The following is a 15,305-nucleotide window of genomic DNA, read 5'->3' on the forward strand; positions in this document are numbered from 1 at the left end:
TTCATTGACGAGTGGATGAGTTGGCTATGACTTTGAGACAGACAATAATAAAATTCATCTCGGCCTTCATTGTTAGCGTGACATTTCTGTTAGGTGGATGTCTGGGAGGCCCCGCTCCGCAAGACCATTTTTATCGACTGGAACTTCCACCACCTAAATCATCGTTTTCCTCACCACTGTTACATGGTACGATCCAAATCACACGGCCCTGGGCCGATGCCCTCACCAGTGAGCGTCACCTCCTGTATCGTACGATGACTGGAACAGCGCAAGTCCATCGTCATGCCTACCACCGATGGATCGACTCCCCTACACTGATCGTCCAGCAACAAATCACACAGTACCTCCGACACTCAGGAATCGCCACACACGTGGTCACGCCCGAACTACGAATCAAAGCGGACTATCGGTTCTCATGCCGCATTACAAGACTCGAACGAATTCTTGACGAGTCTCCCAGAGTAATTATGGAGCTTGAACTCGGCTTGACTCGTCTACGAGAACGGGAAGCCGTCTTCTTGCAAACCTACCGTGTCGAACAACCGGCAAACGGCCCTAACATCTCTGCGGCAATTGAAGCGTACAATCATGCGCTCACAAAGATTCTCGATCAATTCTTGGAAGATACCTCAACCTTGCCGGAAGCCATACGGCTGACGCATGGCCCCTAAAGTTCGATTTTTTTTGAAACCATTTCACGAGGTAGAGGGATTCGAAATGCACCACTCTCGTCTCTTAGAGAGCAACTCACAAGCTGACGATCATGTTGGACTTCAACGATGACAGCACAAACTTGAAACACTCCGCTAAAATATTAAGCAACCAATTCAAGGCATGAAACTCGAACAAGCCATCACCACGCGCATCCTTCTGAAAGAACGCACGACTCTCACTGGAATGTCCTTCAGTGAAAATCCGTCTATAGCTGTAGGACTACTGTTTATCACGATAAGCCTACCTGCGCTTACGGAAGCAATGGGATGGATAGAGAACTTCCTATTTTCAATGTATGTCCCCTTATGGATTGTTGGTGTGGGTGGAACCATATGCTTAAGCGGCGGCCTATGGCTCACCGTCCATGGGGTTCGTGACCGTCGACGTATTTGGAATATGAATCATGGTAAACGACAGTTACCTATGACCCCTTGGTTATGGGACTATCCTTGGCAGGCATGGGGAGCCACCGATAGTTACCTGAAGAGTGCACTTCGGAGTCTCATTGGACTGCTTCTGTTCAGTGTTTTGGCTTCACCTTTTAATTGGATGGCATTTTTCTGGGAAGGGCGTTCATTCTTTTTGCAGGGAACCGTCGGTCTGCTTAACCTCGTCATCATTGTGAGTATTGGTGGACGATTCATGACGAAACTCAGGCAATACCTGACATTTGGCAACAGCCAACTGGAATTTCAGGATTTCCCTTTTTTCCTGGGAAATCCAATGTCACTGTCCCTCAGAAATGTTCCCACGAACATTTCAACTCTTCACCTGACGCTTCGATGTATCGAGGAATCTGCCCAAAGTGAGGGAACGGAAGCTGACTCACCGTCAGTTATCGCCTGCTACCAGGTTTACCATGATACCCAAATTTTAAAAAGAGAAAATGTTCAATCCGGAGATAACCTGGACCTCTTCTGGATGCTCCCAGATGACGAGACCCTTTCATCGACTCCCAGCGAACGACCAGCGACCTATTGGGAACTTGAAGTAACTGCAGCCGGCCAACACCTGACCTACCAGAGCCGGTTTCTCTTACCTATTTACGCTCAACATTTACGTTAACGCTTCATAAAAAAATTTTGGCATTGTTAATTTAAGAGAGACTCAAGTTCACCGTTCCAATGTGCCATCAGCAGCATGACTGAATACCACAACATGAGTTCACTTTTGCTGTAGCATTTCGTTTTTCGACGGAAGCGGGCTAGAAAATGGCGAACCAAGCTGTTGTATCCTTCTACGGTGAATGTCTCGGCCTTGGATTGCCGGTGTTTCTCTGAGGGGACGAAGTGTTCATACGGTTCCCAATAGTCGGTCATAACAGTCGTAATCGTTGGGCTCTTGATGGCTTCCCATAAGCGTGTCCCAGTCACAACGCCCCGGGTTCCAGTGACAGCATGGAGGAAGCGGTGCCCAAGTCGATCAACAGCAAGCCAGACCCAGCAATAGTTTTTTTATGCCTCACGTAACTATGCAGTTCATCGAGTTCGACGATCTGGGCGGCCTGGCGCTTGACCTGAGCGGCTTCCTCCCCAAACACTTTAATCCACTGGTAGACGGCCACATGACTAAAGCCCAATACACGTCCAATGGACCGAAACCCCAAGCCTTCTAGGTACAGGGTCAACGCCAACCGACGCTGGTCGGCGGTGGCCGTGTCGGACTTATGGGCGACGGTAAACAAGTAGCGACATAGTTTGCACTTGTAGCGTTGGCGTCCGTCCTTCATGCCGCTTTTGACTTTGTCGGAACTGGCACACCGTGGACAACTTAGCATCATCACCTCCAAGGAAAAGGGTAGGAGGTGAGTCTAGCTTATATCTCTTAAGTTAACAATGCCAAAATTTTAATTCATACCGCAGAAATTGACGGTTTGCCTCCGATCCTTGCAAATGACCCGCCAGAGTGGTATCGATAATATAAGTGGCAAGACATTCAGAAACTGATCCGATACGAAACCAGACAGAGACGATGATGAAGAAAACTAAACAAGATCCGCATGTAAGCCAAAAAGCCACGACATCCGAACACAGACACACATTGCAACCCACACAATATCTTACCCCTCATCAGCAAAAATCAGTAGGCTTTATCTGCTATTGGCTTCCCCTATTCCTCTATGCAGGAGCGATCGTTCTGGTATCATCACTCTCCACACCGAAAGTTCATTTTGAAGCAATGGCCCAGGCTTACCTCTCGATTTCAGGCAGATTCTTCTTACAGCTAAACGATAAAATTGTCCACCTCATTGAATACGCCATATTGGGCTTACTCACATATCGAGCCATTCGATTCTCTTGGGGCAGTCAACTAGGCGCATTTTCAGCATTTATCACCATAATCGCCGTTGGACTGTTTGGGTGCACCGATGAATTTCATCAATGGTTTATCCCGTTACGGAAAGTGGAAGTCTTAGATCTCATGGCGGACATTGCGGGAGGCTTCATCGGTATCGCACTATGGGAATGGGGCCGAACCCTTCCAGCAATTCGAGAGATTGAAGAACAAATCCCCTTGAAATTGCAACTCATCAGAGAGCTCGCCACATCAAAGAAAAAAACACCGGCCCCTTCACTACCTGATACGTCTTTAAAGGACTAACTCACAGGATTAACCATTCCTCTACAGTTCATAAGATCAACAACTAGGCTATGAAGATCCATACACGGGAACTATCCCACTTCGGACACAATGATTTTCCTCTGATACAAGAAATGCGATTGTTGAGGCCACGTCTTCGACCTTAACCCAGGCGTCGAAATTCTCATCAGGCATTGAGACTCGATTCGCTGGAGTATCCATAATAGACGGAGCGATCGCGTTCACCCATATACGCTCCTCCGACAATTCTTCTCCCAAACACTGCGAAAACGCCGCTACAGCCGATTTGCTGGTGGTATAGGCTAGTAGTCCCGCTCCTGTTCGAGGTTCACTTCCTGGACGTGCCGTGACATTGACAAGGCACCCGCCTTGTCCAGAATTTCGGAAATGACGAACAGCTTCACGGGAACATAGAAATGCGGTCACCACATTCAATTCGAATTGCATCACAAAATCCTTGCAGGACGTTTCTAGGATAGGCGCGGAGAAAAATCCTCCAACAAGATGAATGGAACCAGAAAAATTTCCTGATGCGGCCACCTCTGAATAGAAGTCCGTAACCGTGTCTTCATTGGTTAAATCTAATCCCGCCACAGCTTGTACGAGTTCAGTATCGAGAGCAGAGACGGCAACACGATCTTCCTCAGACTTACATGGCACATGACACATGACTCCTTCACTCACCAGCTTGCGGACGACGGCTAAGCCGAGCGCACCTGCACCGCCGGTCACAACCATCCTACGATCTTTACCTAATGAAGACATTAAGAAAGCCCTTTCGGTGTGATGGAATACAATTAATCCTCAAGTGGTCCCGGTTCATAATTTCCGTAAAAGCGAACATGAGCAATCTTTCCATTCTTCCAACGTTCGACCACAGCTTGCTCGACTTCGACATGACCTTTATCCGTTTGTTCCCACTTCATCACGCATTCGTAAAAGACCACACCAGTCCCATGACCTTGATCATCGACAGCCGTGGCAAGGATATCGATGCCATGATACGTTTTGACTTTTTTTTGAAACTTTTGTTCAGTGGCCGCCATGGCTTTGCGACCTTTCGTGGGAGGATTTGAATTTTCTTGAGCGGTCGCATGCTCTGAGTAAAAGTCCTCGATCCCTTCGACAAATTTCCCATCTTTTAAGTAAGCTATAACTTGATTGTGAAGGGATTCCAATTTCTCTGACATATCACACCTCCTTGTTCGAAAGGATGAACTCAGACGATACCGCCATGGGAATAATCTCGCGACTGTAGCATGAAGAGTGTGCGCAATCGATTCTAAGCCTCGTCAATCGGATATATCGCCTAGACACTTACTTATTCCTGAGGATACCTTGTGCAGTATTCGATCCTTGATACCCCAATCCTCAATCAAATACACCTGGGTTAGTGTAGAGAGGAGATCTGAGTACAGCAACTATCATGAACCCTTGCTTACCATCAACCGTCAGGTAACAGAGAGCTATTGTTCGTCAAGTATGAGTACAGGCATTAATCCTCTAGCACCTTCCAAACCAAACAGAGTTCTATCATCGGCCTGCAAATAATTTTCCTTATGTGAAGTGAGGATATCGCATTCTCAACTATCAACTAGGTTCGTGACTAAAGGCTCTCTAGAAGGTCCTATGACTACCAAGAAGCAATCACAACCACCCTCCACCCACACCTGAATAATTTGTTGGGAAACCTACCTTTATACGTCGGCACTCAGGTATTAAGAATTCCTAAAAACGCTCCGAAGAAGTAAAGAGAGCACAAATGCGGGAAACTGACGTGCCTCACCTAATCTAAACTCCTACGTGGACACTGACCTTTTCATTCGAATTTCAGCCTTTCTTGGTATTTTCACATTACTGGCATGTTGGGAAGTTCTTACCCCACGACGCCACACACCTTCAGATAAATTAACACGCTGGATGAACAATTTGACGATGTCCGTCATCAATGTCCTCGTTTTGCGTGTCCTTTTCATGTCCGGGGCTATCGGAACGGCTATTTACGTTGAAGCCGAAGGCTGGGGTCTGCTCAACCATCTGATATTGCCAGTATGGGCTGATGGACTTCTTGCCCTTTTCGTCCTCGATCTGGTCGTTTACGGACAGCATGTTTTGTTTCATTCCGTCCCGTTCTTCTGGCGCATGCATAAAGTTCATCATTCCGATATCGAACTGGATGTCACCACCGGCATTCGTTTTCACCCTGGAGAAATGGTCATCTCCCTGTTCATTAAAATGGGAACGATTATGCTGGTTGGTGTCTCACCAGGGGTGGTATTAATTTTTGAAGTGTTGCTCAATGCCACGGCCATGTTTAATCACAGCAATGTCACCATTCCATTGACGGTCGACCACTGGCTCAGAAAACTCGTGGTCACGCCGGACATGCACCGCATTCATCATTCGGTAATATCGGAAGAAAGTACTCGCAATTATGGTTTTAATCTATCGTGGTGGGATCGTGCATTTGGGACCTACCAACATCAGCCTTCTCTGGGACATGAACATATGCCTCTCGGCCTCGAACAGTATAGAGATCCTGGCCACCTCACATGGCCACATCTCTTGGCCTTGCCCTTCCTGAAAGATCCGAACATTCAACCAAGCAGTCAAGGAGCACTTCATAACCCTGAACAAGTCAGCGAGAGAGATCGACTCAAAAGAATGGTCAAGACTGAAGCTAAAGCGTTGATGTAGAGGGGGGCAACCCCGATTTCCAATTTGAGGGCTTCCCCAAAACTCTCTTCATCCGAAAAATCTAGAAACTTCACGTTGATCTCACCTATTTGTTTTTTTCAACACAATACACTGCCCCGCCGTCTTTTAATCTCAACGGCCCTACCAATGGTATTCTGGCTTAGCGCCATTTAAATACGACATAAGGCGTAAGATAATAAGCGAAGACAGAAAGGACCACGCCCCACACCGCCCCGGATAAACCACGCATCATTACGCCAACAAGAGGAGCAAGAAACACAATGAGTATCATTACAATCGCAATGGGTCTATTCCCTTCATAGAAATGCTGTCGCTGCGTACTCTTGAGTGATTCGGTGAAAGAAAGATCAGAGGGAGAATTCATAACGCGATAACGGACAAGAGGAACGGATGACGAGTTATCCAAGCAGACTCATTCTTGGACACAATGATCTTGTGAAAAATACCGAAAGCCCAAATTGAGGGGAACTCATCCGACTGGAACTTAACTTTCCATCATCTCCAATCGTGCATCAAACTCATGACCGCAGGAGACGCAGCGGATGCAGTCAGATTCCACGATCGGTTCGTCATCTCGAATGCCCATACCTCCACAATCTGGACATTGCGATAGGTGCAGCACTTCATCTTGGAGGTTTTCATATCGGGTGCCACGTAAGCAGTAAATCGGTTGCCCATCTAGCATCCACGGTTCGCAGGCCTTATTCACGACAGGCAGGGCAATGTAATGATGATTGGCATAGTCTTGAATTTCCTGATGAGTATTCAACCCATCTTTAATGAGCTTATCGGTTTTCGCGTCATAAATACTGCCATCTTTCACCACAGCCTTTGTTGGTCCCATGAGACACCTCCGTTGGAAATGATAGACCGATTTGAAATCTGTGTATTCGGACAAGTATGCCATATCCACCTACCGGAAGGACAACCTGGGAAAAGCTCTTAGTTTCGCCTCTCGCGTAAATGTCCAGGGAAACGTGACGAGACAAGTAATCCGCTTAGTCCATGCGCTCGAACACAGAGCTTCCTCATGTCGCCAAAGGCGACGATCCTCCACAACAGGCTTGTGATCGTCAGTGAACAGTCAAGCAAGTAAATGGGCTCGAATAATTTTGACGCCGGTTGCTTCTTCTTCAAGACGGCAATAATCAAACGAAAAGCCAGAATGACCGGCTGTATCGGAATCGTCCCAGAGGCACCCTTATTTACTTTTCTTCTTTGTGGATTTCCCCCACGTTTCTTTCAACACCGACTTCCACTCGTCACGAGACACGGCCGGCATCGTCTTAATGCGAATATGCCCCATTGAAGCATTGAGGACCCCGGCCTTCATTGCTGCACGGTTGTGCGGAAATTCCAGGATAGCGACCACATCATATTCACCCAAACAATAATAGGCATGGATCAATTTGCCACCCAGGGATTCCACATTCTTTTTCACCATGTCTGACCGTGCGACACCTTTGGCCTTCATGGTCTTTAATCCTTCGTGAGTAAAGTTCACTAAACTGACGTAAATAGCCATGAAACACCTCCTGGTGATGGAAGAGAATGATGACAGCGGTCGATCATCAACATGATCGTGGGAGTATCCTAAACAAAAACTACAAGGAAGGATAGCGTTTTTATGGATCCTGTCCCCTCGAGATAGGTAGGCTACTCAGAAATCATTCAACAGATAATCCTCGAAAATGAAAAAGGTTCACCAAAGGTTCGGGTACAAACATGTGTCGGACTCAAATGAATGTGTGATGAAAGAACAAGAGGGAGTCAAAATTCAAATGACGGCCACGTGAACAGAGATCACGACGCAAAGGCATAATGGACAGCCTTTCTGAGCAAAACAGTTCTCATCATTTCCCAAAATATCCTCAAAGTGAAACGTGGAGGCATGGAACTTGATTGGGTTCGACTGACACGTTTCTTTTTCACAGTCTCTGGGAAATCACAGAGAACTCTTGTATAGTCTTTCACGTCGAAGTGAGACAGACAGGGTCGCATGAATGGCAACCGAAAGTAGTCCACAACAAATGGTTTTACATTGGAGGATGACATGCCCTCAAAACACACCACCCCCCAAAGTTCGAAACAACGAGGTCAGGCAAAGAAACTAGCACGTACGTCTTCCTCTCGTCCGCGTCAAGTCGATGCGGAAGACATACACGCAATCAGCGAAAGACTCGACATGATGCTTCCTGAGGTCATGGCACGAATCGCTGCCGTTGAGCACGTGTTAATTGAAAAACAGGTATGTTCGCTAGACGATCTGCTGAAAGCTCGACAATTTATAAATGAGCAGGAAAGTTTTTGATCAGATCTTTTTACTCATCCTCGCCTACTACGGCGATGTCTTCACATGCTGACAAGCTGAGACAGTCACTGAAAGATTGTTGCTTCTGCCTTTGCTTACCCAGCATCAAAAGCAGAAAGCTAGAACATCACGGTGAAGGCTGCGTATTTCACCTGATCAGACCTCACAAAGAAGCGGAATAGGATTCATTCTCATTCCGAATCGCGATGAACCGTTTCTGGGGAAAAGGCGGGTACGCAGACGGCCACATATTCCGCCCCACCCTGTTCTGGGGAGCTGTACCGAACCCATTCTCCTGGCAAACACACAATGGCTTGCCCCTCGAGCACATCAAATGCTCCCTGCTCATGCTCGACACGAAGCATGCCTTTTAACACCACCGTGGTCTCTGTAAAGTCTGGACGCTGCCCCGGTTCCACCCATCCCTGCGGCGACACCATCCTCGCCACACTGATCGACTCATCTTTTGTTGCGACTCGCCCCGCATATTCTTCAATGCGTTTAGGTTTCGTCCCAGCAGCGGTTATTATCGAAGGGTCTTCAATCAATCGTGGCATTGGGAGGCCTCCTTTTAATCCTCACACATGATGTTCGCGTGAAAGCCTAGTCAGTCAACCTACATGTGTCAAGAATTCACTGAAAAATGACAAAACACTAGAATACATGATGAACCAATTTTTGAGTCATATTGGAGCCATCCTATGGTATGTTGTGAACGTATCCACCTCCTTATATCAAAAGGCTCTTTTGAAATCATGAAATCAGATGTACACAACACAACGATTGCTTCCGAATTAGGTATCACAAGCAAACAGGTCACAACGACAGTGGAACTATTAGATGATGGTGCCACCGTACCGTTTCTCGCACGCTACCGGAAAGAAAAAACCGGTGGGTTAGATGAGGTCGTCATTACGTCCATTCGAGATCGCATGGCACAACTGCGAGAATTAGACAAACGCCGTACGGCCATTTTGGCTTCACTTGAGGAACAGGGTAAGCTCACAGATGATCTCCGCAGTCAGATTGAAGCCGCAAGCACAATGACGAATTTAGAGGATTTGTATTTACCATACCGACCGAAACGACGTACCCGAGCCATGATCGCCAAAGAAAAGGGACTCGAAACACTGGCTCAAGCTCTTTGGGACCAAGATGCGAACTTGAATATTGAACTGGAAACGGCAAAATATCTCAACCCCGACCAGGGAGTGGAATCAGGAGAGGATGCATTGGCTGGCGCGCGCGATATCATGGCTGAATGGATTAATGAAGATCAGCAGGCTCGGGCATCGATGCGCGCGCTATATTTGGACCAAGGGGTGTTCAAGACAACCGGCATGCGAGGCAAAGATGTCCAAGGCAGTAAGTATCGGGATTATGCTGAATGGGAAGAACCAGTCTCAACCGCACCCTCCCATCGCGTGCTCGCCATGCGACGTGGAGAACAAGAAGGGTTCCTGACCTTTCGCATCATCGTACCTGAAACCACCGCCTTCTCACGCCTGCACCGCCTCTTTCTCAAGGGCCAAGGACCAGCGTCAGATCAAGTCTCGTTGGCTATCCAGGACAGTTTCACCCGTCTCCTATCCCTTTCAATGGAAACAGAAACCCGAGTCGTGACCAAATCTCGCGCCGATCAGACAGCCATTGAAGTGTTTGGACAAAACGTTCAGCAATTACTCATGGCCTCACCGTTAGGTCAAAAAACAGTACTGGCGATCGATCCGGGGTTTCGTACCGGCTGTAAAGTCGTGTGCCTCGATCGGCAAGGGAATCTGTGTCATATGGAGACCATCTATCCTCACCAGGGAACCACAGCCGCAACCAAAGCCGGTGACACGATGATCGAACTCTGCAAACGGTTTCAAATTGAGGCCATAGCTATTGGGAATGGAACAGCCGGAAGAGAGACCGAAGCCTTTCTTCGTGCATTGGCCTTGCCAGCCAATGTTCCCATCGTCATGGTGAATGAAAGTGGGGCGTCGGTATATTCTGCCTCTGCAGTCGCTCGTGAAGAATTCCCTGATCAAGATGTGACCATACGTGGAGCGGTCTCAATCGGACGGCGGCTGATGGATCCATTAGCCGAACTTGTTAAGATTGATCCCAAAGCTATCGGGGTTGGACAGTATCAGCATGATGTGGATCAATCCATCTTGAAACAGAGACTTCAGGACATCGTCATCAGTTGTGTCAATCGTGTTGGTGTGGACGTCAATATGGCCAGTCCGCAACTACTGACAGCCGTATCCGGCATCGGTCCACAACTCGCCACAAATATCGTGGCCTATCGACAAGAATATGGCCCATTTGAAAGCCGGACGGCATTAAAGAAAGTCCCAAGATTGGGAACCAAAGCGTACGAGCAGGCCGCTGGATTTTTACGCATTCCCGAAGGGCAGCATCCATTAGATGCCAGCGCAGTCCATCCAGAACGCTATCCTCTCGTTCAGGCAATGGCCAAAGACTTGGGGTGCAGCGTGAAAGAATTGATGAATGACACGGATCGACAACAAAACATTGATATCAAACGCTACATCACAGAAGAAGTTGGAATCCCAACGTTAAGTGATATTCTGACCGAATTGGCCAAGCCCGGCCGTGATCCACGCGAGCAATTTGAACCGGTAAAATTTGATGACAAGGTACAATCCATAGAACAAGTCGAACCCGGCATGATCCTATCCGGAGTCGTCACAAATGTGACAGCCTTTGGGGCGTTCGTCGACGTCGGCGTGCATCAAGATGGCCTCGTCCATATCAGTCAGCTTGCCAATCGATTTGTAAGTGATCCAAACACGGTGGTCCACGTCAATCAGCAAGTGAAAGTGACCGTTATGGAAGTCGATATTCCACGCAAACGTATCTCACTCTCAATGAAAGCCTTTCCGAGTGAGACGCCACAATGACGTGGCCCTCTCTTTCTAAATATTATTTGGCATCATCCGATGAACGCTGAGACTCAATACTTTTCTCAGGATCCTTGCCTGAGAGGTCTGGAACGTTTTTTTTTCACGCTCTGGCGGAGCGTCGGGTGCAGTTAAAAATTTCGTCATTACACCGGTTGTCATTCACCTACCGATTTCAAGTCTCTGCCATAGTGAACAGTCATGAACACGTCTATCTTTTGTCATTATCTGACATTTGGAATGATTCTGTTGCACCATTCCAAAGCCACGAAGTATTGAATTCACTTTTCTGAGTGATCTTCATTCCGATCATGTCCTCTATCAAATTCTTCCAGTTCCAACACATGTCTCAGTTGAATTTGTCGCGTATTTTTCTCTCGGACAAATCAGTTGCCGCGAAAGAACAATTGATTTCAGAGTCGAGATATCACATACTCATTATAAGGCGTTCGTCCATCATAAATGAACATAGAATTGAGTTGGCGCAACGACCATCAGGCTTCGACTGCATCATCACCTATATAAGAGAGATTGCTATTGGCTTCACGAGCATATTGGACAGGGCAGATTCGGATTGCATTAGTGTCGATACCGGTCGAGATCTATCCGGCGACCAAAAGTGGCGCTCAAATTTCCTTTCGACAAATTCACGAGCCTTCGGGAAAACGTATTAAATACGAAAAGGTTGTGCCAGGCATCGGCCCCATTGATTCCGATGAGATCATCAAAGGATTTGAATATGAAAAAGACAGCTATGTGCTCCTTGATCAGGATGAAATTGATGCCGTCAAACTGGAAAACAAAAAAACGCTGGTACTGACCCAGTTCGTGGACGCCCACGACATCGACGTTCTCTATTACGAAAAACCGTATTACGTCGTCCCGGCCGACGATCTAGCCGAGGAAGCCTATATAGTCTTACGCGAAGCGCTACGAAAAACGAAAAAAGTCGGCCTCGGTCAGCTGGCCGTACGTGGCGCCGACCACGTCGTCAGCCTCAAACCTTGCGGCAAAGGTCTGGTGCTTGAAACGCTACGCTATGCCGATGAAGTACGTCGGGTGCAAGGCTATTTTGATGAGATTGACGATCTAAAACCAGACCCTGAATTATTGACACTCGCCGAATCGCTGATAAAAAGCAAAACGGCCCCGTTTGATGTCAAAAAATTCCATGACCGTTATGTCGATGCCTTGAAGGAGCTCATTGAGAAAAAACGCAAATCGGGTGGCGCCAAAATTCTTCAAGATGTCGATGAAGGCGCGCCAGCTGGAGACAATGTGATTGACTTAATGGCCGCACTCAAAAAATCAATCAGCAAAAGTAATAAAACAGCCTCGCCAAAGAACAAGCGTCGAGCCGCGAAAAAGCCAAAGACCACCAGGCATAAGACTAGGGCGCGCAAAAGGGCGTAATCCATGGCCCACACCAAGCATCAGTCACTGACCGAATACAATCGTCGACGCAACTTTGCGAATACCACCGAACCGAAGGGCATTCTGGCCAAAGGCGATGGAAACTGTTTTGTCGTGCAAAAACACGACGCGACTCGATTGCATTTTGATTTTCGCCTTGAAATGGATGGCGTGCTCAAGAGCTGGGCTGTAACCAAAGGGCCGAGTCTTAATCCCGACGACAAACGTCTTGCCGTCAGAACCGAAGATCATCCAATGTCCTATGCCGAATTTGAGGGCCTCATCCCCAAGCGTGAATATGGAGGGGGGACCGTCATGCTCTGGGACATCGGTACTTGGACACCGGTGCAGGGAAAACACGCAAAGGATATCAATAAAGGTCATCTTCATGTTGTTCTCAATGGTCAACGAATGAAAGGAGAATGGCTACTCATTAAGATGCGCGGTAAACCTCGTGAGAAACGTGAAAACTGGCTACTACGTAAACTCGACGATGGCTATGCCGGCGGATCGGACGATCTCATTGCACGCGAGTTGACCAGCATCAAGACCGGCCGAAGCATGAGCGAAATCGCCGCAGACAAAGAGGGTGAAGTCTCGCTTAAAAGCAAGAAGGGAGCCGCATTCGATCGCACGATAGACAAGGCTAATAGGAAGACTGCGAGTCCAAATCGTAAAAAATCTACCACGAACAGTTCTCCACCAAAATTTCGAAAACCGCAACTTGCTACGTTGACAGACTCGGTGCCGGGCGGCACTGCTTGGTTGCATGAGATCAAATATGACGGCTATCGTTGCCTGTTGGCCGTCGGCGGAGGCAAAGCAAAAATATATACCCGCTCGGGGCTTGACTGGAGTGAAAAATTCGGCGAGCTGATCAAAGCAGCTATTGCACTCGATTTACCTTCCTCGTTGATTGACGGTGAAATTGTCAAGCGTGACAAGAGTGGCAACCCAAGTTTCTCTGCGCTCCAACAAGCCTTGAAGAATGCTGACGGTGGGTTCATGCTGTTTGCCTTCGACCTATTAGAAGCAAACCAAAAAGATTTGACCGATCTCACCACCATTGAGCGCAAAGAACACCTTGCCGCCTTACTCCCCGACAATCCAACAATTCGTTTTGCCGACCACATTGTCGGCGACGGTGAAAAGTTATTTAAAAAGATGTGTCAGGCTGGACAGGAAGGCATCATCTCAAAACGCACCAACGCGCCTTACCGACATAGAAGAACACGGGCCTGGCTCAAGGTTAAATGCACCAAACGTGAAGAATTTGTCATTATTGGTTGGCGCAAATCCAACAAGAAGGGGCGTGCATTCAGCTCACTCCTTCTTGCACAACATGAGAATGATAAACTCGTGTACAAAGGTCGCGCCGGAACTGGCTTTAACGAAGAAATGATGAACGAGCTTGCTACACAATTTGCGAAGCTTTCGCGCAAAACACTTCCCGCTGTAGTGCCAAGTAAGGAAGCACGCGACGCACACGGGATCACGCCCAAACTGGTGGCCGAAATCGCCTTTACCGAATTCACCACTGAGAATCGCATACGGCATGCAAGCTTTCTTGGTTTGCGCCCGGATAAAAATGTGAACGATGTCAGGCCTGAACCAATTCTATCCTCCGCTCAAAAAGTCGAAGATACGGAGACCGAGGTGCCCATATCAAATCGAAATCGTGTGATCTTTCCTGATATACAAGCTACCAAAGGGGATCTCGCGGACTACTATCATGCGATAGCCTCCATGATGCTACCTATGCTTGTCCGTCGCCCAGTGAGCGTGGTCCGATGTCCGCAAGGCCGAGCGAAAAAATGCTTTTTTCAGAAACACGATGCAGGGAGCTTTGGCAAGCATGTCAGGCAGGTGCCGATTAAGGAAAAAAATGGCCAAGTAGAGAAGTATCTGTATGTCGAGGATGCTGCTGGCATTCAAGCCTGTGTGCAGATGGGGACAATCGAGTTCCATGGCTGGGGCGCCAAGATCGATCTACTCGAAAATCCCGATCGAATGGTCTTCGATCTCGATCCCGATGAAGGACTCAATTTCGATCATGTAAAGAAAGCGGCCCACATAATTCGCCGCCAGCTTGCCGATGTCGGACTCAGATCCTTCGCCATGCTCTCGGGCGGCAAAGGCGTTCATGTCGTCGTACCATTATTTCCTAGGGCCGAATGGGCTGAAGTCAAAGATTTTTCTAGACGTTTTGCTTCGGCTCTATCGCAGAAGCAACCGGACCGTTTCACCGCGACGATGTCGAAAGCTAAGCGCAAGGGGAAGATTTTTATCGACTGGCTCAGAAATCAACGAGGATCGACTTCAGTGCAGCCCTATTCGGCACGCGCACGAAAAGGCGGACCTGTGGCCGCGCCCGTCGGTTGGGAAGAGCTTGACAATTATCATTCTGCGAATCGCTTTACGATTTTCGATATAGAAAAACTACTCGATCGAGCGGAAACGGGAGATTTAAAAGACTGGGGAGTTGCAGGTCAAACATTACCTGATATTTAAGATGATCGGCCACAATCTTGATCGAGAAAACTTATTTCAATGCGTTGAAAGTGCTGAATCTGCTAGTGTGAGATGTCGTACTAACGTGCATCGCTCATGAGTATGACTGTGCTCCAGAAGACACA

The 15,305-nt window shown here is 47.8% G+C and carries 14 protein-coding genes; 8 read left to right on the top strand and 6 right to left on the bottom strand.

Translation table 11 applies throughout. The features are described 5' to 3' along the window. Positions 1 to 26: 26 nt before the first annotated feature. Both ACWQXP_RS05625 and ACWQXP_RS05630 read left to right on the top strand, forming a co-directional pair. Positions 27 to 671 carry an ABC-type transport auxiliary lipoprotein family protein gene (locus tag ACWQXP_RS05625; RefSeq protein WP_454061859.1) on the top strand — a complete coding sequence of 215 codons (645 nt, stop codon included), beginning with the start codon at positions 27 to 29 and terminating at the stop codon, positions 669 to 671. A gap of 163 nt (positions 672 to 834) precedes the next feature. Further along, positions 835 to 1,779, top strand: coding sequence for a hypothetical protein (locus ACWQXP_RS05630; RefSeq protein WP_454061860.1), 945 nt, complete (start codon positions 835 to 837; stop codon positions 1,777 to 1,779). A gap of 26 nt (positions 1,780 to 1,805) precedes the next feature. On the opposite strand, the gene ACWQXP_RS05635 is transcribed toward ACWQXP_RS05630, so the two are convergent. Next, positions 1,806 to 2,491, bottom strand: a protein-coding gene (locus ACWQXP_RS05635) for an IS1 family transposase (RefSeq protein ID WP_454062988.1) whose coding sequence is annotated in 2 segments (ribosomal slippage) — positions 1,806 to 2,164 and positions 2,164 to 2,491 — 687 coding nt in all. Because the reading frame shifts where the segments join, the coding sequence is not laid out codon by codon here. A gap of 194 nt (positions 2,492 to 2,685) precedes the next feature. On the opposite strand from ACWQXP_RS05635, the gene ACWQXP_RS05640 reads away from it, so the two are divergent. Continuing rightward, the gene (locus tag ACWQXP_RS05640) at positions 2,686 to 3,315 is read left to right on the top strand and encodes a VanZ family protein (protein WP_454061861.1); all 630 of its coding nucleotides are present in this window, start codon (positions 2,686 to 2,688) and stop codon (positions 3,313 to 3,315) included. Between the two features lie 48 nt (positions 3,316 to 3,363). Here the strand turns inward: ACWQXP_RS05640 and ACWQXP_RS05645 are convergent, their stop codons facing one another. Further along, positions 3,364 to 4,080: an SDR family NAD(P)-dependent oxidoreductase gene (locus tag ACWQXP_RS05645; protein ID WP_454061862.1), complete on the bottom strand. Its 717-nt coding sequence runs from the start codon at positions 4,078 to 4,080 to the stop codon at positions 3,364 to 3,366. 32 nt (positions 4,081 to 4,112) lie between these two features. Next, entirely contained in the window at positions 4,113 to 4,505 is a 393-nt protein-coding gene (locus tag ACWQXP_RS05650; RefSeq protein WP_454061863.1) for a hypothetical protein, read from the bottom strand. A 745-nt stretch (positions 4,506 to 5,250) separates the two neighbouring features. Here ACWQXP_RS05650 and ACWQXP_RS05655 point away from each other — a divergent pair. After that, positions 5,251 to 6,012, top strand: coding sequence for a sterol desaturase family protein (locus tag ACWQXP_RS05655; RefSeq protein WP_454061864.1), 762 nt, complete (start codon positions 5,251 to 5,253; stop codon positions 6,010 to 6,012). Between the two features lie 505 nt (positions 6,013 to 6,517). On the opposite strand, the gene ACWQXP_RS05660 is transcribed toward ACWQXP_RS05655, so the two are convergent. Both ACWQXP_RS05660 and ACWQXP_RS05665 read right to left on the bottom strand, forming a co-directional pair. Next, positions 6,518 to 6,877 carry a hypothetical protein gene (locus ACWQXP_RS05660; RefSeq protein WP_454061865.1) on the bottom strand — a complete coding sequence of 120 codons (360 nt, stop codon included), beginning with the start codon at positions 6,875 to 6,877 and terminating at the stop codon, positions 6,518 to 6,520. 357 nt (positions 6,878 to 7,234) lie between these two features. Further along, positions 7,235 to 7,558, bottom strand: a complete 324-nt coding sequence (locus ACWQXP_RS05665; RefSeq protein WP_454061866.1) for a GYD domain-containing protein — start codon at positions 7,556 to 7,558, stop codon at positions 7,235 to 7,237. 528 nt (positions 7,559 to 8,086) lie between these two features. Here ACWQXP_RS05665 and ACWQXP_RS05670 point away from each other — a divergent pair. After that, positions 8,087 to 8,344 carry a hypothetical protein gene (locus tag ACWQXP_RS05670; protein WP_454061867.1) on the top strand — a complete coding sequence of 86 codons (258 nt, stop codon included), beginning with the start codon at positions 8,087 to 8,089 and terminating at the stop codon, positions 8,342 to 8,344. A gap of 191 nt (positions 8,345 to 8,535) precedes the next feature. Here ACWQXP_RS05670 and ACWQXP_RS05675 read toward each other — a convergent pair whose 3' ends face one another. Next, on the bottom strand, positions 8,536 to 8,901 hold the full coding sequence (locus ACWQXP_RS05675; RefSeq protein ID WP_454061868.1) for a cupin domain-containing protein: 366 nt from the start codon (positions 8,899 to 8,901) through the stop codon (positions 8,536 to 8,538). A gap of 198 nt (positions 8,902 to 9,099) precedes the next feature. Here ACWQXP_RS05675 and ACWQXP_RS05680 point away from each other — a divergent pair, with 198 nt between their 5' ends. The 3 genes from ACWQXP_RS05680 (at position 9,100) to ligD (ending at position 15,180) form a co-directional block, all read left to right on the top strand. Continuing rightward, a complete protein-coding gene (locus ACWQXP_RS05680) occupies positions 9,100 to 11,256 on the top strand; it encodes a Tex family protein (protein ID WP_454061869.1) in 2,157 nt (718 codons plus the stop codon). A 537-nt stretch (positions 11,257 to 11,793) separates the two neighbouring features. Beyond that, the gene (gene ku / locus ACWQXP_RS05685) at positions 11,794 to 12,669 is read left to right on the top strand and encodes a non-homologous end joining protein Ku (protein WP_454061870.1); all 876 of its coding nucleotides are present in this window, start codon (positions 11,794 to 11,796) and stop codon (positions 12,667 to 12,669) included. Positions 12,670 to 12,672: 3 nt separating this feature from the next. Next, positions 12,673 to 15,180, top strand: coding sequence for a DNA ligase D (gene ligD / locus ACWQXP_RS05690; RefSeq protein ID WP_454061871.1), 2,508 nt, complete (start codon positions 12,673 to 12,675; stop codon positions 15,178 to 15,180). The last annotated feature ends 125 nt before the right edge of the window (positions 15,181 to 15,305 follow it).

This window comes from Candidatus Nitrospira salsa (assembly GCF_965152625.1).

Coding starts and splice junctions, on each gene's coding strand:
- ACWQXP_RS05630 (WP_454061860.1), top strand. CDS start 835: ATGAAACTCGAACAAGCCATCACCACGCGCATCCTTCTGAAAGAACGC.
- ACWQXP_RS05640 (WP_454061861.1), top strand. CDS start 2,686: ATGATGAAGAAAACTAAACAAGATCCGCATGTAAGCCAAAAAGCCACG.
- ACWQXP_RS05625 (WP_454061859.1), top strand. CDS start 27: ATGACTTTGAGACAGACAATAATAAAATTCATCTCGGCCTTCATTGTT.
- ACWQXP_RS05680 (WP_454061869.1), top strand. CDS start 9,100: ATGAAATCAGATGTACACAACACAACGATTGCTTCCGAATTAGGTATC.
- ACWQXP_RS05665 (WP_454061866.1), bottom strand. CDS start 7,558: ATGGCTATTTACGTCAGTTTAGTGAACTTTACTCACGAAGGATTAAAG.
- ACWQXP_RS05660 (WP_454061865.1), bottom strand. CDS start 6,877: ATGGGACCAACAAAGGCTGTGGTGAAAGATGGCAGTATTTATGACGCG.
- ACWQXP_RS05655 (WP_454061864.1), top strand. CDS start 5,251: ATGTCCGTCATCAATGTCCTCGTTTTGCGTGTCCTTTTCATGTCCGGG.
- ACWQXP_RS05645 (WP_454061862.1), bottom strand. CDS start 4,080: ATGTCTTCATTAGGTAAAGATCGTAGGATGGTTGTGACCGGCGGTGCA.
- ligD (WP_454061871.1), top strand. CDS start 12,673: ATGGCCCACACCAAGCATCAGTCACTGACCGAATACAATCGTCGACGC.
- ACWQXP_RS05675 (WP_454061868.1), bottom strand. CDS start 8,901: ATGCCACGATTGATTGAAGACCCTTCGATAATAACCGCTGCTGGGACG.
- ACWQXP_RS05670 (WP_454061867.1), top strand. CDS start 8,087: ATGCCCTCAAAACACACCACCCCCCAAAGTTCGAAACAACGAGGTCAG.
- ACWQXP_RS05650 (WP_454061863.1), bottom strand. CDS start 4,505: ATGTCAGAGAAATTGGAATCCCTTCACAATCAAGTTATAGCTTACTTA.